This is a genomic window from Melghiribacillus thermohalophilus (assembly GCF_004342905.1).
Taxonomy (GTDB): domain Bacteria; phylum Bacillota; class Bacilli; order Bacillales; family Alkalibacillaceae; genus Melghiribacillus; species Melghiribacillus thermohalophilus.
Map to the genome: position 1 here is coordinate 156,304 of NZ_SMAN01000004.1, position 24,650 is coordinate 180,953.

A 24,650-nucleotide genomic window follows, 5' to 3' on the forward strand; every position below is an offset into this window, starting at 1 on the left:
GGATCGATCCGGGAACGTCAACTTTTTCCATCAGATGATTGATAAGGCATCAACCTTGACGGGGAAGAAGATCGGAAGAGAATCGCTCCCGTAGCTAGACAATAGAACCTTCCATGTGAAGGTGAGAGAGTAAGACAGATTCAAGTTTTATACTCTCTTGTTTGATAAAAAGATCCGGAACATTGAATTTTGTTCGGATCTTTCATTTCATTCCTTTTTTCAGTTATATCTCAGCTTTTTTCATTTTTAGTGTTTTCGAAAATGATCGAGTCATATATTTTAAGGGAAAACAAAACAGAAAGGAGAAACATATGCATGTCAATCGGAGAAAAATTATATAGTCTGCTTGATTCAATTACATCTTTTGGAAATGATATTCTCTGGGGATATGTATTAATATTTCTTTTAATAGGAGCTGGCATTTACTTTACAATCCGCAGTAAGTTTGTGCAGTTTCGCTTATTTAAAGAAATGTTTCGGGTAATTAAGGAAGAAGCCATTGAACAAAGCGGAAGCAAAGGTACTTCTGCTTTCCAGGCGTTTAGTATTAGCATTGCATCACGAGTGGGGACAGGAAATCTGGCCGGAGTAGCTTTAGCCATTGCCGTTGGCGGACCAGGTGCGGTATTTTGGATGTGGTTTATTGCATTAATTGGTGCTGGCTCTGCTTTTGTCGAGAGCACCCTTGCACAGGTGTATAAAGTAAGGGATGGTGATGGTTTCCGGGGCGGTCCAGCTTATTATATGGAAAAAGCACTTGGACAAAAATGGATGGGTATCCTGTTTTCTGTTTTAATTACGTTATGTTTTGGTCTGGTTTTTAATGCTGTACAGGCCAATACGATTTCTATGGCCTTTGAAGAAGCTTTTGGCGCCAACCGGGCACTGATGGGCATGATTCTCGTTATCATGACAGCACTGATTATTTTTGGTGGTCTTAAACGGATTGCAAAAGTAGCCCAGGTCATTGTTCCGGTGATGGCTGTCGTATATTTAATCGTTGCCTTTTATGTACTGGTGATCAATATAACGGAAATTCCAGCACTCATTGCTTTAATTGTACAGCACGCTTTTGGACTAGAGCAGGCTGTTGGTGGAGGAATTGGTGCAGCTTTGATGCAGGGTCTCAAACGAGGATTATTCTCCAATGAAGCAGGAATGGGAAGTGCCCCAAATGCTGCTGCAACAGCCGGTGTCAGTCACCCGGTCAAACAGGGACTGGTCCAAACCCTTGCGGTATTTACAGATACACTGCTGATCTGCAGTGCAACCGCTTTTATGATTCTGTTGTACAGCGATTACACCATGGCCAGTCAGGACGGCATTCAGCTGACCCAGGCAGCGTTAAGTGCACATATTGGTGAGTGGGCAGCCGTTTTTGTGGCCATCGCCATTTTTCTGTTCGCTTTTAGTTCCGTAATCGGAAACTATTATTATGGGGAAACCAATGTTGAGTTTATGAAAGACAGTAACATGTGGCTGCAGGTTTACCGTTTTGCCGTCCTTGGGATGGTGATGTTTGGGTCCATGGCCAAAATTCAGCTTGTCTGGGACATGGCCGATCTTTTTATGGCTATGATGGCCATTGTAAACCTCATTGCCATTTTACTGTTAGGCAAAATTGCCTTCGCTGTTTTGCAGGATTATATTGAACAGCGCAAGCAAGGAAAAGATCCTGTATTTTATGCTTCAAGAATTAAAGAGTTAAAAAATGTAGAGTGGTGGACTGAACAGGAAGGAAAATGAGAAAAACTTGATCCATCCTGCTGTTGACCACGAGGACTGCTGACAGTTTTTAAACGACTTTCTCATTGTAAACCGTCCAGAGGTGCTCCACCATCAGGAACACCTCTGGCCTCTAAACAGGATCATTGTCCGGGTCTGTGTAGGCTTCAATAGCCTGTTCTATAGCACGGTGCGCCTCGGTAAATGCATTGGTGGCGGAATTATCCCTGGCGTTTTCTAGCTGGATCTGGGCGTTTCGTGCCTGGGTCACTGCCCTTAACAGGTCATTGAACATTTGTTCTTGATCTTCGCCGGCCCTTGCCTTTGCTTCTTCCAGCTCTTGTATACAGTGATCTAATTTGTGGCCATCAGGATGGTTTAGTGATTGCTCCAGCACTTCCTTCACATGTTCCAGTAGTTCTTTCATTTCACTCACTCCAATCCAATGTGCCTTACAAAAAGATATTTTCTCCATATCACTGTTGATTATTCATCATGGGTCACACTTCATAAAAGAAAGCCAGGAATTCCGAATAATCGAAATACCTGTGGAAGAGAGATGGGAGAGTAGATTAATGGGAGAAGTATTGATTCTTTGCATTAAACGAATTTCTGGAATTCGGCACATCCCCATCATCGGTTTCAAAATCAAAATAGAAGGCAGGGATTTTCCATTCACCGCCAATTTGCACGGCTCCTTCAAACCGACCTTCTTCACACCACTTTCTCACTCGTTCTTGTTTAATATGTAGCAGTCTGGCAACTTCTGAAATGCTGTACATATGAACGCTCCTTATCCGCTGAGATGTGTTTGTAAAAGGGCCCTTGACTAACTGTAATAGTAACATAAGATAACTGGGGATAAGCTTCCAATTTCATGAAGGAATCAAAAATTTATGAAATATTGAAAAATAAACTTCATAAACATTTAGCGTTCACTACAATGCTTCCTGTTTAGGTATTGTATGATCCAGACCTGATTTTTCCCGTTCCTCTATCAGCACTGAAAGCCTTTTCGGGCCTTCAACAAAACTGGAGTTAACATGGTGCCTTTGCCTTACATACGGTAAAGGTGGATGTTTTCGGGTTGGATGAATAATGGAACACCGAAATGGATGGAAGCATAGACAAAGGAGCGTCATGGTTCACGCTCCTTTGTCAATTTATTCTAGTAAAAGTTTTTCTGATCCTGCATGATCGATATTGATTTCAACATTTATAGAGGATAGGGATTCTTTGTTTATGTTTAAATATCCCTTTTCTTCAAGCTGGTCCCACTGTTCTGGATTTTTTTTATATAAAACATGTGAGAAACTGTAGATGTCTGATTCGATTTCGAGACCTGCCTGAAACGTACGTTCAATTTGTTCTTTGATTTTTTTCTTTAATTGTTTTTCCAGATAATTTTTTGTCACTTCTTTTTTTAATTCAATAACATAGCCCTTTACTCTTGTCTGTATATCAAAGGTTGGCATTCCTTCGTTCATGTTTGGGGTAATCTTTGAGTCAGCTGATGTTGCGATAAACGTGGCAACAGCCTTGTCTTTTTGCTTTACGATAATTGGTGTTCTGGCCTTAACCCCCTGAATCCATCTTACTCCGAGCATCTCATCTTCGGTTAAAGAACCTTTGAATTGTTTGTCCTGGATCACTGCAATATCGTCAATCAACAAATTCGGCACCTGTTCTTCAGTATTGATCCATCGGTCACCTGCTACACGGATCATTGGCAATAATGTGGTCTTCCCTGGTTCATTGATGGATGCAATCAAACGGTTCATTTTTATCGGCTGTATTAAAACACTTTGCTCATAACTTTCCCATGGTTCACCCAGGTAAGAAAAAATAGCATTTTGCCCGGCTACCGGCATGGTGGATAAAGCTTCTTCGGGTGACTGATCGGTTGCGTAGATCCAGAGGGTTGGCCGGGATTCATTGAACCGGTTAAACGTGTCAAGCGTATTCATAAATTGGTGACGGAGTGCATTTTCTGTGAAAATAATGCTTGACAGGTGCCCCCAGAAAACCCGTCTCTGGGTTGCGGGATACAGATCATGAACAGCTTCTGCAAATGTATCTCCCTTTCCTACTCCTACTGCAATTTCAGATGGCTGTTCACCACCGCCGCCGTTTTGTCCAGGAGAAGCACCTGAAAAATTAACAATCTGCAAATAGATCCAATATTTATCATCCCTGTAATCAACCCCAATGCTATGGGCGTAGAACAGCTGTTCAATCGATTTCGCATTCCAGCAGGCGGATAAAAACATAAGTATGAGAATCCAACCAATGACTTTAACTAAGCTGTTATGTTTCACTGATTATCCTCCTGTTTATCCTGATCTTTTGGGTGCAGGATTTCCGGCCGTTTTTTATCTGATTTCAGCGGCCGGCGAAAGATGGCATCCGTAATGTCTTTTAGACGATAAGGAGAAATCGGGGCAAGATATGGAATGCCAAAGGACCTGAGATTAGATACATACGCTAAAATAAAGTAAACTGAAATCAATACTCCAAACAGCCCTAAAAAGCTGGCAAGGATTAAAACTCCGAGCCGCAGTACACTAATCACCCCTTCGAGGGATTGATTGGCAAGGGCAAAGGTAGCTACGAGGGATGTGGCAATGACAACAACCATGGATGGGCTCGTAAAGCCGGCCCGAATGGCTGCATCCCCAATAATGATACCGCCAACTACGCCTAAGATTTGTCCAATCGGGGTTGGGAGACGAAGACCGGCTTCCCGGAACAGCTCAAATGCGAGAACCATCAGCAGGGCTGAGACGGGGGGAGGAAGGGGCACACCCCGCCTTGATTCCGCAATTCCAGATAAAAGGATGAACGGGAGCTGTTCAGGATGATACGTAATGAGCGCGACCCAAAGACCGGGCAAAAAGGTAGCTGCTGTAATTCCAAATACCCGAAAGAGCCGCCCTAAAGAAGCATAAATATAAATGGTATCCGAATCTTCAGGCGACTTCATGATTTTCATCAAGTAAACCGGACCAATAATAGCCGACGGGGTGCCATCCACAATAATGGCGAAATGCCCCTTGATCAATACATCTGCAACGTAGTCAGGTCTTCCGGTATATTTAAACATCGGAAGCAGCCGAAATGGAGTTTCGGTTAACAATTCTTCCATTTGGTTAGAGCTGGTTAATGCATCGATTTTAATGGTAGATAATTTTTCTCTGACATGATCAATAATATCCTTTCGTGCAATATCATCGATATATAAAAGTCCAACCCTGGTTTTAGTGCGGTCACCGATTTCAAACTGTTCATAGCGAAAGGAATTGGTCCGAAGCCTTTTGCGGACAAGAGCAACATTCACCTCAATCTCTTCAATAAATCCATCCCTTGGCCCTCTTATGGATATTTCGGTGTTTGGTTCCTCGGGCTTTCTCTGGGGCTGTTTGGATAAATTAATGGTATAAGCTGTTTTTAAGTCAGGTATAAAAAACAGTAGTTCCCCGTCAAATACTTTTGGGATAATGCGATCGAGGTCGGTTTCGATCTTTAAGGAAGTAATATGAAGTTCATCAATAATGGTATGTTTATCCAGTCGTGAATCAGCACTCTGTTTAAATAATTCTTCCAGTCTCGGGATGACTTTTTCGTTGAGCTTTTCCACATCACTCATGCCTTCGTTATAAAAGAAAATAACATTGACTGCTTTATGCCCCGGCCGATTAAAATCCATTTCAAGCGCTTTGATATCCTGACAGTTTTCAAAAACATCTTCCAGTTGTTCCTTTGTTATTTCATCTTGAATGTGATTTTTTTTATCTTTTGATTTCGATTTGTATCGAGCCATTACTTCATTCTCCCTTTCCTTCTGGCGACTACTGTTAATAACACGAAGATGACAGATAAACTGACGATTAAGATCAGACTCGCAGGCAAATAAAAGAAGGATAAAAAGTACAGAAATTCGATATCACTGAAAGGGAATGTGAGGACAATCAGTACCAGGATGCAGAATACTCCCAGCATGAGTTCCCGTTTTTTTCCCTGGGGAATGGCAAAGAGGTCACCAATGACATATAAAGCCAGTGAGATTCGGATAAAAGCCCCGGAGAGCCACTGGTAAATGGAAAAAAAATCAACATGTTCCACAAACCGTCCCAGACTGACCAGTCTCCATTGCTGAAAAGCCGGAAAACGCTGTTTAGTCATTTCTTCAGCACCAAATGTAGCGATGCCTCCTGTAGCAGGACCCAGCGTCAGCCCTGCAAGTAAAAATACGACTATGACAAAGAAGCGAAATTTTATTTTTCCCTTTATTCGGTGTTGAATGAATATGATTAAAAAGATTTCAACCAGGCCTGCAGCAGAGTACACCATCCCCTGAATGACCGGATAAAACCCATTTTCAAGGATCGGCGTTAAAAGTGAATAATCTTTCAACCTCATATTGGAATACGATACAAAAAAGCCTAAGACAATTATGACAGGCAATAAAACGGCATTGGCGATGGCAATCGTGCGTATATTGGTTTTACCGATAAACCAGCAGAGAAGCAAAAATAGCGTATACAAAAGAAACGGAGGTGTTTTGTTTAAATATGTTATATAGGTCCAGTCGATCATATCTTTAAGTGTTACAGCAACGAGGGATAATAAATAAACCACGGTGACAAAACCAAATCCGTAGGCTACTGCCTTCCCATAGTGTTTTTTGAGCCAGACATAGATATTTTCCCTATTCGTTCCTTTTATGACGTAATAAGCCGTGAAAGACCAGAGTGTGACGACGAAGAAGGTAAATATTACGGCAATCCAGGCATCCCGTCCGGATGCTGATAAAAGAGCCGGGATAATGGTTACGTGATTGACCAGACCAATGGATGTGAAAAATAATAAGGCTACATTGAATACGTCAATTTTTTCAAACTTATCCTGCATAGATGGACACCTACCAGTCTCATTATTTGCAATTCACGAATTATTACTCATGGTTTCTCATTTAAGTCCATTTCAATCCTAAAATTTAAAATTTTTCCTTCAACAATGGTAAATGGGTTGTCCAGGGAAGGAATGTTCTGCAGTCGTAGAAAAAGAGGGGGTCCCCCTCTTTTTTTACAGAAGGCAGTTCTTCCCCTTTCGATTGGAATTTTATCCATTCCTGCATATTGTAAAGAGCACAATGAACAAACCGTATGGAAGGACATGTACCTGGAAAAAAGCTACTCTGTTATGATTACTCGAGTAAAAATCCGGGTGTACGTCTATCTTAAGGTTCATTTGTAATCATTTCTATATCGTTTCAGTGTGTATCAAAATAAAATATCCAGATGGCTGACATGTGGATATGGAAGAATAATTGAATTATCTATACATATAATAGGTTTAAAAAGGCTAATTGGCTTTTATCCCCGTAAAACATTCATAATGCCAGCAAATCGTAAATAATGGTATTTGAATCCATTTTTGGGTAGCTGGTAAACTTTATATGTGGCGTTGAGAAGGGAAGACGGATTTTTTGAATCCTATGAATCTATGAATATTTAATGGCCTGCGTCCGCATACGTCAAAGACCTGGGTTTAAAAGGCGAATAAACAAAGAAATCACTTGATTTTACACGCAGGACTCTGTTAAATTTTTGGAATATTCGAAATTGAACAACAAAACCTTGTGTTCGAATATTTAAAGGAGGTAAACCATGAAAAAACTATTAACCTTTTTTGCTATAACAGCTATTCTGGCCATTGCAGGTTGTGGATCCAGTACATCAGGAGGGGATTCGTCAACCCTGGATCAGGCAAAAGAGGAAGGAAAAATCACCGTTGGTTTTGCCAATGAACGGCCATATGCGTATATGACCGCAGATGGAGAAATTAAAGGTGAGGCAGTTGACATTGCCAAAGAAATTTTCAATAACCTTGGAATTGAAGACGTAGAAGGAACAGTTACAGAGTTTGGTTCCTTAATCAACGGCTTACATGCGGGAAATTTTGATGTCATTACTGCAGGTATGTATATTAGACCTGACCGATGCGAGAAGGTAGAATTTGCTGAACCTGAATACCGAATTGGAGAAGGTTTTGCCGTTCAGCCCGGAAATCCACTGGATCTACATAGCTATGAAGACATAGCGAATAACCCGGATGCGACAATTGGGGTTATGAATGGTGCAATCGAAATTGATTATCTAGAAGCGGCAGGAATTAGTGAAGAACAGATGGTTATCGTTCCAGATATTCCTTCCAACATTTCAGCACTTGAAACAGGAAGAGTTGATGCCATTACGATGACAGACCTTACCCTTCGGACAGCATTAGAAGATGCAGATTCCGATAAAATAGAAATTGTAGAAGACTTCCAGCAGCCGGTAATCGATGGAAAGACCGTATACGGTTATGGAGCTGCAGCCTTTCGACCTGAAGATAAAGAATTTGTTGAAGCATATAACAAAGAATTAAAGAAACTAAAAGAGTCCGGAAAACTTCTGGAGCTTCTTGAGCCATACGGATTTACAGAAGATAACTTGCCTGGTGATGTGACGAAAGAAGAGCTATGTGAGGGATAAACGGATTTGAATGTGGAAAGGCACTCTGGAACAAGAGTGCCTTTTAAACGCGATCATAGACCACTGTCATATAGGGAAAGGAGTGCAAAACCATTAGCGTTTATATAGATATCATGCCTCTCTTGCTAAAAGGGGCAGGAGTAACCGTTCAAATATTTATTGTATCAGCGGTCTTTGCTTTTATCATTGCATTTATTGCAGGACTCGGAGGAGTAAGCCGATTAAAATTTGTGCGAGTGTTTACTCGGATGTATGTAGAATTCTTTCGGGGAACTTCCCTGCTTGTTCAAATGTTCTGGCTATTTTTTGCTTTCCCAATATTGCTGAGGGCATATGGATATGATTTCAGCATGTCACCCTACTGGGCTGGAATTATCGCTTTAAGCCTCAACTATGGAGCCTATGCATCAGAAATTGTACGGGGTTCCATTGAAGCAGTTCCAAAAGGCCAAACAGAAGCTGCCATTGCCCTGAATATGACCCGATGGCAACGCATGTCAAGAATTATTTTGCCCCAGGCTCTCCGCATGATGCTTCCCGGATTTGGGAATATTTCCATTGAGTTGTTAAAGGGTACTTCACTTGTATCACTGATCACCCTGTCTGATTTGACCTATCAGGGACAGATGATCCGAAACAGCAATCCGGGAATGGCGGATGAAGTATTTTTAGCATTGCTCGTATTATATTTCATCCTGGCTCTTCCATTAATTTATCTATCAAGGTTCTTTGAGCGCAGAGCCTCTAAGGGGGTAGCGAAATAGCATGGACTGGAATAATATGTGTCAAACCTTTAATGATAAAGACAATGTCTGGAGCTGGCAGTATACCTGTGAAATATTCCCTGATCTGCTGGATGCCATGTGGGTGACGATTTCGGCCACCTTTGTTGCCTATTTTGTCGCATTAATACTCGGCCTGTTTTTGACTCTGGGAAGACGTTCTCCCATCAGGCCAGTGAAATGGTTCTTTCAGGGTTTTTTGGAATTTGTTAGGGGTACTCCCCCACTAGTACAGCTCTTCTTCATTTATTTTGGATTCCCGGAAATCCCGTATATCGGCTTTGAAATGAGTGCATTTACAGCGGGAGTACTGGGACTGGGAATCCATTACAGCACCTATGTTTCAGAGATATACCGTTCGGGTATCGAGGCAGTTCCTAAGTCTCAATGGGAAGCAAGTAAGGCGCTAAACTTTTCTAAAGGCCAGACCTGGCTCAGAATTGTACTGCCTCAGGCAATTCCCCCGGTTATCCCGATGCTGGGTAATTATTTAATTACGATGTTTAAAGAAACACCGTTACTGGCCGCAATTACTTTAATGGAAATGCTTAATATGGCCAAATTTATCGGGGCCAAGTATTTCGATTATCTGGAGCCATTTACAATCGTCGGGTTTTTGTTCTTATTGTTAAGTTATCCATCTGCCATTCTGGTGAGTAAACTGGAAAAACGCATGAACAGAAGATTCAGGCAAAAAAATGCTTAAGAAAGGGTGTATGGGAAGGTTGAATAAAAAAGTTGTGGAGCATAAATCTTATCAAGTAAAGGACCCGATTGTCCGTTACAACGATATTACGAAAAAATTTGGCGACACCGTTGTGTTAAATAATTTAAACCTGGAAGTTGGCCGCGGGGAGAAACTTTCGATTATTGGAGCAAGCGGTTCCGGGAAAACGACCATTATCCGGATGCTGATGACACTGGAAAAGCCGACTTCCGGCACCATCTGGGTGGACGGTGATTATCTCTGGCACAAAGAAGTTGGCGGCAAACTGGTCCCTGCTGATGAAAAGCATATGAGGAACGTTCGCGGGAAAATCGGTATGGTATTCCAGCAATTTAATTTATTCCCGCATATGACGATTTTGCGCAATGTTACAGAGGCCCCTATTCGTGTTCAAGGACTTTCCAGAGAAGAAGCTGAGGAGCGGGCCGTAACGATGCTTGAAAAAGTTGGACTGGCAGAAAAAGTGGACCAGTATCCATCCCAGCTGTCTGGTGGACAGCAGCAGCGGGTGGCCATCGCCCGGGCACTTGTGATGCAGCCGAAAGTGATGCTATTTGATGAGGTGACCAGTGCCCTGGACCCTGAGCTGGTAGGAGAGGTACTAGAAGTTATTAAGGATCTGGCCCGTGAAGGTGATATGACCATGATTTTAATTACCCATGAAATGGATTTTGCCCGGGATATTTCAGACCGTATTGTCTTTTTGGATGAAGGTCGGATACTGGAACAGGGTTCACCGGATAAAATTCTGGAAAACCCGGACAGTCCGCGTATTCGTCAGTTTCTCAGCAGATTTATTGGAAATTCATCCGTCTCAGGACTCGCCACAACCAAATAATCATGGGCGTGGACGGAACCTATCACCTGTCGGGAAGAGTCATTTAATGTCGAACCCCCTGCTGGAGTTGATCTTTTCCAGCAGGGGGTTTTACATTATAACCAGAGGTATGACATGCCAGTGAAGGCTCCTTTTAGTGGTAATGGATATGATGAGGGCGATAGGGAAGGGAAAAATCCTTTGCTCTCAGCATGCCAGGCCGTGGTGCATGCAAGTCTTCTTTAATGAGACGTGATAGAGGTTTTAGATATCACCGTACGATCCTCAGAAGTACAAGGCATAAAGTTTATAATATCTATGTTTTTGCTTTACAATAAGGGGTGTAAAACCTACACGAAAGGATCATACTCTATGAACTTTGTCAGAGATTTCAAGGAAATTACCCAGACGATCGAGGAGCAGCCGCTAACGCTGTTATATGTTTCCCAGCCCCATTGTTCTGTTTGTCATTCCGTGCTGCCACAAGTGAGAGAAGTGTTAAAAGACTATCCGAAAGTAAAAGGGATTCACGCAGATGCCAGCGAAACCCCCGCCGTTTCAGGTGCCTATTTGGTTTTTACTGTACCGGTTATCATTCTATTCTCAAAAGGGAAAGAACTTCATCGTCAGGCAAGGTTTATCCAATTAGACAAACTGATCAGGCAGCTCAATATCCTGACTGAATAGGTGCCAGTCAATCGAAGAATTGTTGATAAACCGCTCACCTTACCTGTTTTTTTGCTGTTTTTGAAAATAATCGAACAGCCCCATGGCACAGACGGATGTATCCAGTTTGATGAATTCGTATACCGGGTGATCGTCAGGAACCCCATGGTTACGTAGCTCGTTTTTGATGAGCTGATATAAATTTTTGGTCACTTCCTTCTGAACTGAACCCGGTTGAGTATCCATTGCTTCTTTGCCGACTTTAACAAATTGAGGCAACCATTGTTTAATCTGCTTATACACTTCGTCAACATGTTCGGATTCGGCAAAGTGGCCAAAATAAATTTTGCTTACATGTAATCTCTGGATACGTTCAAGGGACCGAAGCATATCATCAGGGTTAAACTGATTCGGAGAAGTGGACGGCAAATACAGCTGAATCCCTACATCTTTTAAAGATTCATCATAACTAACACCAATGGTATCTCCTGTAAATATTCCATTGCTCACCGGATCGTAAATGCTGAAATGGTGGTAACTGTGGCCAGGGGTATCGTAAAATGTCAATGTACAGTTTTTGCCGACTGTCAGTGTTTCTTTATCATTCTTGATTATGATCCGATTCTCAGGGATAGGCACGACAGGTTCAAACAGTCTGTCAAAATCCTCTCCATAAACCAACTTTGCTCCCTGAATTAATCGTGCCGGGTCGACTAAATGTTTTGCTCCTCGAGGGTGCACAACCACTCTTGCATTTGGGCAATCATTCAAAAGCAGGCCGGCTCCTCCGGCGTGGTCCAGATGAATATGGGTAACGATGATGTACTTCACGTCCTGGGGGTGCAGGTTGAGTTCTTTTAAACCTTCCAAAATGTGTGGGACAGACATGCTGGGCCCTGTTTCCACAATAGTCAGTTCCTCTTCATTGATGACATATGATCCGGTTCGATTGGCAAGCCCGAGATCAAAGCCATCAATTAATGTAATTCTTTCATCTAATCGCTTTAATTTTGCTCCCATCCTGATACCTCCCATCCTTTTAAAACTAGTGTAGAAGACCTTCACCAATCTGTAAAGGTGCTGCCACTTGTCGAAAAAACTCTATCTCGAGTCGAAGGGGTCTTGCTGTTTTTGTGGAATACATCATACATGTAAAAAAGGAGGTGAAAGCGGTTGGCAAGATAAAAATGAATATCGAGCCCACAATAGTTCTATCATATTGTATCCAGAGGCAACAGAAGGGATGCTTTATTTTTAACGAATCAGGACTTCTGAAATTATCCTTATATGCTGGAGCTGGTCCATGAACAGACCAGATTTAAACTGGGTGTATACTATTTAATGACCAATCATGATCACTTGCTCCTTCAGACAAGTTCACCTCCCTTTCCAATGTGATGAGGAGGATCAACACCCGCTATGCCAATACTTCAATAAAAAATATCATCTGTCTGGTCATGTGTTTGAAGAACGTGTTTTCTTAAGACAGGTTGCCCACCCTCTTGATTTGTATAAAACAAGCAAATCGATACATTTAAATCCCGTCAGGGCCTCGATTACAAGTGAACCTCAACATTATGAATGGTGCAGCTTCCGTTTTTATTTTTCCCCTCATCATTCTCCAGCTTTTTTATCGTTCAAACTTGTTCTCAGCATTTTCTCAGGTGATGAAACTGAAAAACGCAGATTGGATTGCGAACTAGTTCAAAATGAATAAACCTTGATGAAATGACTGGAAGATTTAAGTTCTATGAAATGTGATGAATGAATGCCTGCAGGTAAAAATTGCAGAAGAAATGAACGTTTAGAAAGCCTTCCTGATCATTGTTATGATAATGATTAGGAAGGTTTTCAATCTATACTTTTTCGACAAAACGTGCCGGGTGACTGGCACTTTTTTTAAGAAAAATGAGAAAAAATACATCGAGTTTCATAGTTATGTATAATTAAAAATAAATTAGAAAAGTCAGACATAACAGAAAATTCCTTATATATATTGTAATAGAAATAAAAAATCACTTTTAAATGAACCGATTCAGTATCGATCTACTACATATATTCAAGAAAAAAATCGACAGGTGACGGGCACCACAAAGGGGGATCACAATGGCAAATCAAGATAAAAAAAACCGACAGGTGACAGGTACCAGTTTGCTTGAGGTTCGCAATTTAAAGACGCATTTTTTCACGAAAGCTGGAGTCGTGAAAGCAGTTGATGGTGTGACCTTTGACATTAAACCAGGAGAAACATTGGGGATTGTGGGAGAATCGGGGTCTGGCAAAAGCATGACGGCGATGTCTATCATGCGCCTGATCCCTTCCCCACCGGGAAAAATTGTTGGTGGTGAAATCGAATTCGAAGGCAAAAACTTACTCAGTATGTCAGAAAAAGAACTAAAAAAAATCCGCGGGAATGAAATTTCGATGATCTTTCAGGACCCGATGACATCGTTGAATCCAGTATTTACGATCAAAAAACAAATGGTAGAAACGATTCTCACTCATCAGGATATGACAAAGAAAGAAGCAATCGATCGTGCCGTAGAGCTTCTCGATCTGGTTGGCATACCGGATGCGCGGGCACGGCTGAACAATTATCCCCATGAATTCAGCGGCGGAATGCGCCAGCGGGTCATGATCGCCATGGCATTATCCTGCGATCCCAAATTGCTTATTGCTGACGAGCCTACCACCGCATTAGATGTGACCATTCAGGCGCAAATCCTGGATTTATTAAATCGCCTTCAGGAAGAGATGGGCATGTCCATTATGATGATCACCCATGATCTCGGAGTTGTCGCAGAAGTCTGCGACAGGGTGATGGTGATGTATGCCGGACAGCCCGTTGAATTTACGGAAGCAGCGACACTATTTGATCACCCAAAACATCCTTATACCTGGGGGCTGTTAAATTCCATTCCAAAGATCACAAAGAAAAAAGAAGGACAAAAGCGACTGGAAGCCATTCCCGGTCTTCCCCCTGATTTGAGAAATCTTGAGGCAGGATGTCATTTTGCCCCGCGCTGCAAGCATGCGATGGATTCATGCTACAGCAAAAATCCATCCTACGAACCTTGTGAACCGGATCATTTCGTCAGATGTTTGTTGTACGAGGAAAAAGAAGAGGTGTTATCCAATGACTAATTTACTTGAAGTAAAAGACTTAAAAAAACACTTTCCGATTAAAAAAGGTGCGATTATACCAAAGCAGGTCGGGGCAGTTAAAGCGGTAGATGGAGTCTCTTTTGCTGTTAAAAAAGGGGAAACACTCGGTCTTGTTGGGGAAAGCGGCTGCGGCAAATCAACAACCGGGCGAACGATTTTGAGATTACTGGAACCTACCGAAGGAAACATTTTTTTTAACGGAGAAGAAATAACCCGGTATAAAGGAGAAAAACTCCGCAAGCTCCGGAAGCAGATGCAAATGATTTTTCAGGATCCATATGCTTCCCTTAATCCTCGCATGACTGTTGAACAGATTATCAGTGAACCGCTGCGAAGTTTTAATGTTCCATCAAAACAGCGGCGACAAAAAGTAGATGAATTGCTTGAAGTAGTAGGGTTGAGTTCTTACCATAAACGCCGTTATCCACATGAATTTAGCGGGGGACAGCGGCAGCGTATTGGAATTGCAAGAGCACTCGCCCTGGAGCCGGAACTGGTCATTTGTGATGAGCCTGTATCGGCCCTTGATGTGTCCATTCAGGCTCAAGTTGTCAACCTTATGGAAGATTTGCAGAAAGAGTACAATCTTACATATATATTTATCGCCCATGATTTAAGTGTTGTTCATCACATCAGTGATCGGGTAGCTGTCATGTATCTGGGTGAAATTGTTGAAATCGGTGAGGCAGATGAACTGTATCACAACCCTAAACATCCATATACTCAGGCACTTCTTTCAGCCGTGCCCGAAGCTGACCCTCATCTCGAAAAAGAGCGAATTATCCTTGAAGGGGATCTGCCAAGCCCATCCTCTCCTCCTTCAGGGTGTAAATTTCATACCCGGTGTCCTCTGGCAGAGGATATATGCCGGGAAAAAAGGCCACAGCTAAACCAGCTGACCAACTCTGATGAACATCAGGTGGCCTGTCATCTTGTGAAGGAGGTGGTAGAAACAGGAGTAAATTAACTGTTGCACGATAAATATCACCAAAACTTTTACAGGGGGTTGACTCATGAAGAAACAATATTTATGGTCGCTGTTTAGTGCCATGCTTTTAGTCTTAATCATTATAGCAGGATGTGGAGGTTCCGATGATGCATCCACTGATGATTCAGGGGATGACACGGACACATCTCAGGCAGACAATTCCGACAACTCTGAGGGTTCCGATGACAGTGGTGAAAAGAAAACCCTTGTTTTTGGTAGGGGTGCTGATGCTGTTTCCCTGGATCCGTCAAAGGTAACAGACGGTGAATCCATTTACGTAACGAATCAAGTGTATGACACACTTGTACGTTATGCCGAAGACAGCACGGATGTTGTTGAAGCATTAGCCGTTGACTGGGATGTAAGCGAGGATGGGACTGTATGGACATTCCAGCTGCGTGAGGGTGTTAAATTCCATGATGGCACAGACTTCACTGCTGAAGATGTAGTGTACAACTTCGAACGATGGGCTACATCCGACGAATTTATTTACTATGGATACATGTTTGGAGCCAGTGAAGATGATCCCGCTGGAATTATTGAAAAAGTAGAGGCTACCGGTGAATATGAAGTTCAGTTCACACTTGAAGCACCAAATGCACCTTTCCTTCAGACGCTGGCTATGCCACCATTTGGTATCGCCAGTCCTGAAGCCATCGAAGAATATGGTGAAGATTATGGAAAAAATCCAGTAGGAACCGGTCCGTTCAAATTTGTTGAATGGGCAAGAGACGATCGCATTGTCCTGGAAAAGAATCCAGACTACTTTGGTCAGGTCGCATCGATCGATGAAGTCATCTTCCGGGTCATTCCAGATAACAGTGCCCGTTTCATGGAACTGCAGTCCGGGACCATCGATATTATGAATGGAATGAACCCGCAGGATTTGACCACAGCCGAAAACGATTCAGAATTGCAGGTCATCCGCCGTCCTTCCATGAACGTTAGCTACATGGCGATGAATACATCCAAAGAAGGACCAATGTCTGATAAACGGGTTCGTCAGGCGATCAATCTGGCCATTGACAAAGATAAATTACTAACCCTTTATGAAGGAATAGGAAAACCTGCGAAAAATCCAATGCCACCTTCACTCTGGGGCTATAATGACGATATTGAAGATTACGGCTACGATCCGGAAGAAGCAAAACGTTTACTTGCTGAAGCTGGATATGGCGATGGATTCACTGTAGAACTTTACACCATGTCTAATCCGCGTCCATATATGCCGCAGCCTAAACTGATGGCAGAAGCCATCAAACAAATGCTTGCGGAAGTTGGCGTTGAGGTCAAAATTGTCATGAATGACTGGGATACCCATTTAGCCAAGACTGAAAATGGCGAACATGATATGGCGTTTCTGGGATGGACTGGAGACAATGGTGACCCGGACAACTTCCTGTACGTACTTCTGGACAAAGATAATGCAAAAGTAGGTTCTGCAGGCAACATTGCATTCTATAAAAATGATGAATTGCATGACCTGCTAGTGAACGCGCAGACGGAAATGGAACAGGAAAAGCGTACAGAGTACTATCTGAGAGCCCAGGAAATCATCCATGAGGACGCACCATGGGTTCCAATTGCTCATACAACACCACCGCTTGGAGTAGCCAAACACGTGAAAAATTACGTGCCGCACCCGACTGGAAGTGAACCGTTTAATAATATTGAGCTGGAATAATGAATATTTAAGAAGTTTCCCTTCGCTTGCAGAAGGGAAACTTCTTAATTCCCCTACTATCAGGAGGAATGACTCATGTTAAACTACATCATACGAAGACTTGTGTTTTTAATTCCGGTATTACTGGGAGTAACGTTGATAGCTTTTTCTTTGATGCACCTCATACCAGGGGACCCGGCAAGAAGCATGCTGGGAGAAAAAGCAACGGAAGAACAGCTGGAAGCCCTAAGAGAGGAACTGGGACTAAACGATCCTCTTGCGGTTCAGTATGGAAGATATCTTGGACAAGTTGTAACAGGTGATCTGGGGAAATCAGTGAAATCAGATATTTCGGTAGCTGAAGAACTGGCCAACCGCCTGCCGGCTACCTTTGAACTGACCTTATTTGCTATGGGAGTTGCAATTTTCGTAGGAGTTCTCGCCGGTGTGATTGCAGCTGTCAAACAATACTCCTGGTTTGATAACATCAGTATGACCGGAGCTTTATTCGGTGTATCCATGCCGATCTTCTGGCTTGGCCTCATGATGATCTGGTTATTTTCTGTCAAACTTGGCTGGCTTCCGCCGTCAGGAAGGCTGAGCCATGAAATTGAATTAACTACGATTACGAATTTGTATCTTCTTGACAGCATATTAACGTGGAACTGGGAAGCATTCTGGGATAGTTTTAAGCATCTGTTGATGCCGGGACTTGCTCTTGGCACCATTCCGATGGCCATTATCGCCCGTATGACTCGGTCCAGCATGCTTGAAGTGATGCGGCAGGATTACATACGAACCGCCAATGCCAAAGGATTGTCCAGATTCCCTGTCATTTTTCAGCATGCGTTAAAAAATGCATTTTTGCCGGTGCTAACCGTAATTGGTTTGCAGTTCGGATATCTCCTGGGAGGAGCTGTTCTGACAGAAACCATTTTCTCCTGGCCAGGTGTCGGAAGATATGTGTATCTTTCGATTTTAGGAAGAGATTATCCTGTGGTTCAAAGTACGATTTTAGTCATTGCTGCCATTTTTGTCATTGTGAACTTAATTACGGATATTTTATACAAATACTTTGACCCGAGGATCAGCTATGATTAAGAAAGGGTGTGGTAATCGTGTCAGCTGAGATCAATCCAACAGGCCATCCGAAAGCAGGCACCACAAAAGTAAAAGCATCGAGTCTATGGCTTGATTCCCTGAGCCGCCTGTTAAGAAGCAAGACATCTGTCATTGGATTGTTTATCATCCTAACGTTAGTTGTTACAGCTATATTTGCCCCTTATTTTGCTACCCATGACCCGATTGAACAGGATCTTTTAAACCGATACGCCGCACCTTCATCCGAACACTGGCTGGGAACGGACGGTTTAGGCCGGGATATTTACAGCCGGATTGTTTACGGTACGAGAATATCCATTCAGATTGGCGTTATTGCAGTAGGTATCTCGATGGTTGTGGGAGTCCTGTTAGGGATTATCGCTGGCTACTTTGGACGCTGGATTGATAATGTCATCATGAGAATCATTGATATATTAATGGCTTTTCCAAGCATTCTGTTGGCCATCGCTCTTGTTGCGGTTCTAGGACCAAGTTTAACCAATGCAATGATTGCTGTTGGAATAGTCGGGGTTCCCCATTTTGCCAGAATTGTTCGGTCAACGGTGTTATCCATTAAAGAAACGGAGTATATTGAAGCAGCCCGGGCATCCGGGGTCAGAAACGGGGAGATTTTGTTCCGCCATATTCTGCCCAACAGCATGGCTCCAATTATTGTCCAGGCAACATTAAGCATTGGTACAGCAATCCTAGATGCAGCGGGATTAAGTTTCCTCGGTCTTGGTGCCCAGCCGCCAAAACCGGAATGGGGTGCCATGTTGAGTGATGCACAGGAAGCATTGCAGACAGCACCATGGGCGATCACATTCCCGGGACTGGCCATTTTAATCGTCGTTCTCGGTTTTAACTTATTTGGGGATGGTTTGAGGGATGCCCTTGATCCTCGTTTGAAGCAATGATGATGCAGGATATCCAATAAAAATACAATTCTGTATGAGAAAATTATGGTACACTAAAAGGATAAAGGGGTGCTCTTTATCCTTTTTTCATGTCTTCATATGTTTTTCCTTTATCATTTATCATATGAGCAGGTGTGTTTCATGAAAAAATTTATCGGTATTTTTGTGCTGTCGCTGCTTGCCGTTTTGTTCGGCATTTATCAATCTGCATCAGGTTTAAAGGAATATACCCCGATGTGGCCTAATCTTCCCGCTCCTATCGGGTCTGAGCCGATTTTAATCACATCAGCAGGGCAGGGGGCGGAAGGGGCTGTCACCCATTTAATGGTTAAGCGATTGAATTTGAATGCAAACTACCGACCGCGGGCACTGGCTACAGACATATACGATTATGAAACGATTCTTATATATATCGGATACAGTAAAAATGGGGTAAAAAACGCATTTCGGAATTTCAAGGAAGAGAAAGAGCGGATTAAACGGATCGTGACGTTTGCGAATCATCAGGAGATTCCAGTGATCTTAATTCATCCGGGCGGATCGATGAGGGATGATTCCAGAACAATCGAACTCATAAAAGAGGTGCTTCCTCTCTCAGATTATTTCATTGGAAAAAGAAAAATGGACCATGGGAAAGATGTGTTGGAAATGTCAATTCAACATAAAATTCCGATAACACTCGTGAAAGAAACAAGAGATATGTTAACCCCGCTAAACTCCGTTTTCAGGTAATCATACATTCTCAACGGTCAGACTAATATTGGATGACACAGGGGAGGAGGAACAGGGGTGAAGGGTCCCGGTAGAAACATTTATGCCATTTCAGGATTTATCATGATGGTTTACGGGCAATTTTTTCCGGCAATGGTTTCGGAATGGACCAGTCACTTGTTTGACATGATCGAACAAAGCATTCTTCAAAACGAGTCTGGCCTGTTGCTCAGAGCCTCTTTTACCTATATCACCTGGAATGTTTTTGCTTTTATGCTCATATACAGTGGCTCCATGCTTTCGGCAGAGGCTGTATCTAAAGACAGGAAACGTCCGGTATACCAATTGTCCTTTGCCTTTATTGTGCTAATCAATGTGTTCTTATACAATATGATGTATAACGAATATGAATCCTACTTCATGCATCTGATGATGGTTATTACCTATCTGGTTTTACAGTTGATCATACCAGAGCAGCCTTTCTCCTTGCTTGCTCAGTTCGTTTTATTGTTTTTGATTTTAGTTTCATTCAGCTGGCTTGATCTATATCCTGGATTAGCAGGTATGAATTTCGGAACAGATGACTTTGCCGCTTCTTTGAAAGTCGCTGACAGTTATCTCTCAGAATTTGAAATATTACAGAATCTGTCCCTTAGTTTTTTTATGGTCTTTGCTGTACTGGCTGTTATTTTTACGGTACTGATCTATTTATTTAATCAGCAGATTACAACCATGAAAAAGGTTCAAGAACAGGAGCGGGAGCTAAAAGAAACCCGGGATGCGCTGCTCGAAAGCAATGTGTACAAAGAAATTCACGCTCTTGTTCATGATCTAAAAACCCCTCTTGTAACCGTTGAAGGTTTAATTTCATTGCTGGAGATGAAACTGGCCCGGGATGAAAAGGCTGTCACCTATTTCAGCAAAATCAATTCAGCTACATCGAAAATGAATGAGATGATTTCTGAAATTTTATCGGAGGAAATCAAACAGGACATCAATGTGGATGATTTGATCAGTTATGTTATCAGTCATATTAACTTTGATCATGTAAATATTGATTTTACCTGGAGTGCAGAAAACAATATTCCGCCAGTAAAAGTCAACCGCATTCGATTTGCCCGTGCTTTATCCAATGTGATTGAAAACGCAATGCTGTCACTTGGAGAACAAAAGGGGTATATACATTTCAGTGCAACCAACAAAGAGGACGGGGTTTTGTTTCGAGTAGAAGATAACGGTCCGGGAATTGATCAGGAAAATTTGAAGAAAATCTGGGAAGAAGGTTTCAGTACGAACAATTCATCGGGTATTGGAATGCCCTTTGTGAAACAGGTGGTTGAAAACCATCAGGGCACTGTTCGCGTAGAGAGTGTTCCCCATCAAAAAACCACCGTTGAAATTTTTCTACCATTTAAACAGGGTGATGAACATGATTTTAATCATTGATGATAACGAATCTGTACGCTTTACGTTGAAAGAAATCTGCGAGTATGGCGGGTGGCCGGCTGCAGAAGCGAGTAATGGAAAGGAAGGGGTCGAGAAGTTTAATGAAGTGCACCCTGATCTCGTTTTCGTGGATTACCATATGCCAGAGTGGGATGGCATCCGAACGGTCCGGGAACTGAGGTCCCTGGACCGGTATGTACCGATCATCGTATTAACGGTTGATGAAAGTCTGGAAGTAGCCGATAAGTTCTTTGGAGCAGGAGCGTCTGATTTTGCTTTAAAACCGATAAAGGCCCCGGACCTTATTTCCAGAATACGTGTGAATTTAAAAATGGCTAAATTGCAGGAAGAGCAGGAAAATGCCTTTGTTGACAAAGGAATTAATTCAGCAACCCTGAGTACAATCAAAAAATATCTTCTTCAGCATAAAAAGCCCCTGACCATTAACGAAATTCAAAAGGAACTCCCTGTTGCCTATCAGACGGTGCACAGGTATTTAAACTATCTGGTGGAAATAGGCGAAGTAGAAGTACGATCAGAATACGGCAAAAAAGGTCGGCCAAAAAACAAATACATCATTCGCTGATCCAGGTGTCTTTGTTAAAGGGAATCGTCCTTGTAATGTTTTACATCATATAAAACATGTAAAAAGATGGATTGATTTGTTTTTTAACCGTCAGAAAATGTTTGTTTTGTTCGAATTCGGGTATAAATATGTAGATGTAAATATTGGTAAGAACTTTTAGGGAAGGGTGTTATATGAAAAGGAAGCATCAAGGAGTTGTTATTTTCCCTAAATGGAAAAAACAACTGGAAAAAAGCAGCATAGAAGCCTTAAAGGAAAAAAAGTATAGAGAAGCACTGGCCTATATTGAAAAGCTTGAAAAGTTTGAGGCTGCCAGCAACGAAATCCTCACTGGCAAAATTATCAGTCTAATTGAATTAAGAAGATATGATGAAGCTATCGAACTATGTCAACAATTAATGGAGAATGACGATGGCGACTATTACAAATACCTACATATTTATTTAACGATATTGTTTCAGGCAAGTGAATATCAGGAAGTCATACAGATTCTGGATGATCTATTTCAACAGAATAAGGTCCCTTATACATATGAAAAAACCTTTAATCAGCTTTATGAGTTAAGTCAAAAATTTGCAGGTGAACATATTCAGACAGGAGATCATAAAAATCTGAAGAATATTATACATAGTCTAAAACAGGGATCGTTAAAAGAACAATGGCAATCCCTTTCCCTTATTCGCAGAGAGGATGCCATCCGACATATGGAAGACATTAAACCCCTGTTGATCGATGAAAAGTTAAACCCGGTTATCAAAACGGGGATTTTGCAGTGGCTTCATGAACAAAAAATAGATATAGAATGTGATGTAGAAAAATTTGGGGAAATTCACCGGGTCAATCCTGGAGAATTAAAGGATATACTGGATCAGGATTTTGCACGGGAAATCCTATTTTATTTGGAGGAACTGGAACAGAGCAATCCCACCCTCTTAGAGATTGCCAGACAAATCCTGTATCGATTCTTATATGTGCTGTATCCTTTTCTGCCAAGAACAAACCGTTCAGAAATCATTGCCCGTGCCGTTCAAGAACTGGCCATGGATTATTTGAATGAAGAACGTGAAAATGAGTCAGTGGATGAAACGCTTCAGTACTGGAAGGAACGAATTTCTTGCTTTGAAGAAAAATATTTTTTGCCTTTAGAAAGAGAATAGTTCCCGGGAATGAGTATTGAAAGGCGTTAATAGTATGTTATAATAAAGTGGTTGCTTTGTAGAATCCGCCTTCATATACTTAAAAAGCATACATGATCAATGAAAAATTACTTTGAATAATAGATGTTGGAGGGAAATCTATGTCTGCAAAATGGGAAAAACTTGAAGGAAACGAAGGGGTTTTAACAGTAGAAGTAGAGGCATCAGAATTTAACCGGGCTCTGGATCAGGCTTTTAAAAAGGTCGTAAAAAAAGTGCAAATCCCTGGTTTCCGTAAAGGAAGAATTCCGCGTCATATTTTTGAAAAACGTTTTGGGGTTGAATCCCTTTATCAGGATGCTCTGGACATTATCTTGCCAGACGCCTATATGAAGGCTGTAGAGGAAACGGGTATCGAGCCGGTGGATCGTCCGGAGGTGGATGTGAAACAAATCGAAAAAGGAAAAGAGCTTGTTTTCACAGCAAAAGTGACGGTCAAACCCGAAGTAAAACTCGGTGATTATAAAGGTCTTAAGGTAGAAGAATTAGATACCGAAGTAACCGATCAAGATGTAGAAAATGAACTGAAACAGCTTCAGGAACGTCAGGCAGAGCTTGTTGTCAAAGAAGATGGACAGGTTGAAGAAGGAGATACGGTTGTCATCGACTTTGAAGGATTTATAGACGGTGAACCATTTGAAGGCGGAAAGGCAGAGAACTATTCATTAGAAATCGGTTCTGGGTCTTTTATTCCAGGCTTTGAAGATCAGCTGATCGGGAAAAAGGCCGGAGAAGAGACGGATGTGGAAGTCACATTCCCTGAAGAATACCATGCTGAAGAACTTGCCGGCAAGCCGGCGACTTTTAAAGTGAAAATTCATGATATTAAAACCAAGGAACTACCGGAGCTTGATGATGAATTTGCCAAAGATGTAGATGAAGAGGTAGAATCCCTGGAAGAATTGAAGAAGAAAACAAGGGATCGCCTTGAAAATCAGAAAAAACAGGAAGCAGAAAACCATAAACGGGAAACCGTGATCGAAAAAGCTTCTGAAAACGCAGAAGTGGATATCCCGGATGCGATGATTGAAACGGAACTTGATCGTATGATGAAAGAGTTTGAACAGCGTCTGCAAATGCAGGGAATGACCATGGACATGTACTATCAGTTCTCCGGTTCCGATGAAAATGCCTTAAAAGAGCAGATGAAAGATGATGCTGAAAAACGTGTGCGTACAAATCTGACCCTGGAAGCCATTGCACAAGCGGAGAACATTGAAGTGACAGAAGAAGATGTGGAAAAAGAACTTGAAAACATGGCGGAAATGTATCAAACCGATGTCGAAAACATTAAAAAAATGCTTGGCGGCAATGCCGACATGGTAAAAGAAGATGTAAAAATCAGAAAGGCAATTGAATTCCTGGTTGAGCATGCAAAATCTGCTTGATGCCGGGATGGCAAAATTCGATAAATATAAAACAAGGCGCGAGAGGGTGAGTCGTGCCTTGTTTTATATAAATGGGAAGTTTGCTGTATAGATTTGAGGAATCAAAGGAAAGAATATTTATTGAACACATCTTTTCACCATCCTTCATACATATGAGATAAGGTGTTTTCATTGACTTCTTTCCTATTCACGTACATAATGAAACCGTATTCCTTTCGGCTTTTGTGCTTTTGGCT

At 42.0% G+C, this 24,650-nt stretch carries 22 protein-coding genes; 16 read left to right on the top strand and 6 right to left on the bottom strand.

Annotated elements, in window-relative coordinates:
* Nucleotides 1-315 precede the first annotated feature (315 nt).
* The gene (locus EDD68_RS05505; RefSeq protein WP_132371248.1) at nucleotides 316-1,746 is read left to right on the top strand and encodes an alanine/glycine:cation symporter family protein; all 1,431 of its coding nucleotides are present in this window, start codon (nucleotides 316-318) and stop codon (nucleotides 1,744-1,746) included.
* A 112-nt stretch (nucleotides 1,747-1,858) separates the two neighbouring features.
* On the opposite strand, the gene EDD68_RS05510 is transcribed toward EDD68_RS05505, so the two are convergent.
* From EDD68_RS05510 to EDD68_RS05530, 5 genes are all read right to left on the bottom strand, one after another.
* Nucleotides 1,859-2,152 carry a hypothetical protein gene (locus tag EDD68_RS05510; RefSeq protein WP_132371249.1) on the bottom strand — a complete coding sequence of 98 codons (294 nt, stop codon included), beginning with the start codon at nucleotides 2,150-2,152 and terminating at the stop codon, nucleotides 1,859-1,861.
* Between the two features lie 145 nt (nucleotides 2,153-2,297).
* Nucleotides 2,298-2,507 carry a helix-turn-helix domain-containing protein gene (locus EDD68_RS05515; RefSeq protein WP_165902070.1) on the bottom strand — a complete coding sequence of 70 codons (210 nt, stop codon included), beginning with the start codon at nucleotides 2,505-2,507 and terminating at the stop codon, nucleotides 2,298-2,300.
* Between the two features lie 381 nt (nucleotides 2,508-2,888).
* Nucleotides 2,889-4,043 carry a Ger(x)C family spore germination protein gene (locus EDD68_RS05520; RefSeq protein ID WP_132371251.1) on the bottom strand — a complete coding sequence of 385 codons (1,155 nt, stop codon included), beginning with the start codon at nucleotides 4,041-4,043 and terminating at the stop codon, nucleotides 2,889-2,891.
* Nucleotides 4,040-5,545, bottom strand: coding sequence for a spore germination protein (locus EDD68_RS05525; RefSeq protein WP_132371252.1), 1,506 nt, complete (start codon nucleotides 5,543-5,545; stop codon nucleotides 4,040-4,042). Before EDD68_RS05525 ends, EDD68_RS05520 begins: the two co-directional genes overlap by 4 nt.
* On the bottom strand, nucleotides 5,545-6,636 hold the full coding sequence (locus EDD68_RS05530; protein WP_132371253.1) for a GerAB/ArcD/ProY family transporter: 1,092 nt from the start codon (nucleotides 6,634-6,636) through the stop codon (nucleotides 5,545-5,547). The genes EDD68_RS05525 and EDD68_RS05530 overlap by 1 nt, the downstream gene beginning before the upstream one ends.
* 758 nt (nucleotides 6,637-7,394) lie before the next feature.
* Between EDD68_RS05530 and ehuB the strand changes: the two genes are divergently transcribed.
* From ehuB to EDD68_RS05555, 5 genes are all read left to right on the top strand, one after another.
* Nucleotides 7,395-8,261 carry an ectoine/hydroxyectoine ABC transporter substrate-binding protein EhuB gene (gene ehuB, locus EDD68_RS05535; protein ID WP_132371254.1) on the top strand — a complete coding sequence of 289 codons (867 nt, stop codon included), beginning with the start codon at nucleotides 7,395-7,397 and terminating at the stop codon, nucleotides 8,259-8,261.
* Nucleotides 8,262-8,374: 113 nt separating this feature from the next.
* Nucleotides 8,375-9,025 (top strand): ectoine/hydroxyectoine ABC transporter permease subunit EhuC, encoded by a 651-nt coding sequence (gene ehuC / locus EDD68_RS05540; RefSeq protein ID WP_132371255.1) that lies wholly within the window; start codon nucleotides 8,375-8,377, stop codon nucleotides 9,023-9,025.
* 1 nt (nucleotide 9,026) lies between these two features.
* Nucleotides 9,027-9,749 (top strand): ectoine/hydroxyectoine ABC transporter permease subunit EhuD, encoded by a 723-nt coding sequence (ehuD, locus tag EDD68_RS05545; RefSeq protein WP_424399150.1) that lies wholly within the window; start codon nucleotides 9,027-9,029, stop codon nucleotides 9,747-9,749.
* Between the two features lie 19 nt (nucleotides 9,750-9,768).
* Nucleotides 9,769-10,608: an ectoine/hydroxyectoine ABC transporter ATP-binding protein EhuA gene (gene ehuA / locus EDD68_RS05550; protein ID WP_424399151.1), complete on the top strand. Its 840-nt coding sequence runs from the start codon at nucleotides 9,769-9,771 to the stop codon at nucleotides 10,606-10,608.
* A gap of 351 nt (nucleotides 10,609-10,959) precedes the next feature.
* Nucleotides 10,960-11,274, top strand: coding sequence for a thioredoxin family protein (locus EDD68_RS05555; RefSeq protein WP_132371257.1), 315 nt, complete (start codon nucleotides 10,960-10,962; stop codon nucleotides 11,272-11,274).
* A gap of 39 nt (nucleotides 11,275-11,313) precedes the next feature.
* On the opposite strand, the gene EDD68_RS05560 is transcribed toward EDD68_RS05555, so the two are convergent.
* On the bottom strand, nucleotides 11,314-12,273 hold the full coding sequence (locus EDD68_RS05560; RefSeq protein WP_132371258.1) for an MBL fold metallo-hydrolase: 960 nt from the start codon (nucleotides 12,271-12,273) through the stop codon (nucleotides 11,314-11,316).
* A gap of 1,086 nt (nucleotides 12,274-13,359) precedes the next feature.
* Between EDD68_RS05560 and EDD68_RS05565 the strand changes: the two genes are divergently transcribed.
* From EDD68_RS05565 to tig, 10 genes are all read left to right on the top strand, one after another.
* Complete coding sequence (locus tag EDD68_RS05565) at nucleotides 13,360-14,397, top strand: ABC transporter ATP-binding protein (protein ID WP_132371259.1); 1,038 nt, start codon at nucleotides 13,360-13,362, stop codon at nucleotides 14,395-14,397.
* Nucleotides 14,390-15,385, top strand: coding sequence for an ABC transporter ATP-binding protein (locus EDD68_RS05570; protein ID WP_132371260.1), 996 nt, complete (start codon nucleotides 14,390-14,392; stop codon nucleotides 15,383-15,385). Before EDD68_RS05565 ends, EDD68_RS05570 begins: the two co-directional genes overlap by 8 nt.
* A 46-nt stretch (nucleotides 15,386-15,431) precedes the next feature.
* The gene (locus tag EDD68_RS05575) at nucleotides 15,432-17,090 is read left to right on the top strand and encodes an ABC transporter substrate-binding protein (protein ID WP_132371261.1); all 1,659 of its coding nucleotides are present in this window, start codon (nucleotides 15,432-15,434) and stop codon (nucleotides 17,088-17,090) included.
* A 75-nt stretch (nucleotides 17,091-17,165) separates the two neighbouring features.
* On the top strand, nucleotides 17,166-18,170 hold the full coding sequence (locus EDD68_RS05580) for an ABC transporter permease (RefSeq protein ID WP_132371262.1): 1,005 nt from the start codon (nucleotides 17,166-17,168) through the stop codon (nucleotides 18,168-18,170).
* Between the two features lie 17 nt (nucleotides 18,171-18,187).
* On the top strand, nucleotides 18,188-19,087 hold the full coding sequence (gene nikC / locus EDD68_RS05585) for a nickel transporter permease (RefSeq protein WP_132371263.1): 900 nt from the start codon (nucleotides 18,188-18,190) through the stop codon (nucleotides 19,085-19,087).
* Nucleotides 19,088-19,228: 141 nt separating this feature from the next.
* Complete coding sequence (locus EDD68_RS05590; protein WP_132371264.1) at nucleotides 19,229-19,819, top strand: DUF6305 family protein; 591 nt, start codon at nucleotides 19,229-19,231, stop codon at nucleotides 19,817-19,819.
* 57 nt (nucleotides 19,820-19,876) lie between these two features.
* Entirely contained in the window at nucleotides 19,877-21,244 is a 1,368-nt protein-coding gene (locus EDD68_RS05595) for a sensor histidine kinase (RefSeq protein WP_132371265.1), read from the top strand.
* On the top strand, nucleotides 21,228-21,830 hold the full coding sequence (locus tag EDD68_RS05600) for a response regulator (protein ID WP_243646760.1): 603 nt from the start codon (nucleotides 21,228-21,230) through the stop codon (nucleotides 21,828-21,830). The genes EDD68_RS05595 and EDD68_RS05600 overlap by 17 nt, the downstream gene beginning before the upstream one ends.
* A gap of 173 nt (nucleotides 21,831-22,003) precedes the next feature.
* A complete protein-coding gene (locus EDD68_RS05605; RefSeq protein WP_132371267.1) occupies nucleotides 22,004-22,987 on the top strand; it encodes a tetratricopeptide repeat protein in 984 nt (327 codons plus the stop codon).
* A gap of 140 nt (nucleotides 22,988-23,127) precedes the next feature.
* Nucleotides 23,128-24,414, top strand: a complete 1,287-nt coding sequence (gene tig, locus EDD68_RS05610; protein ID WP_132371268.1) for a trigger factor — start codon at nucleotides 23,128-23,130, stop codon at nucleotides 24,412-24,414.
* Nucleotides 24,415-24,650: the final 236 nt, after the last annotated feature.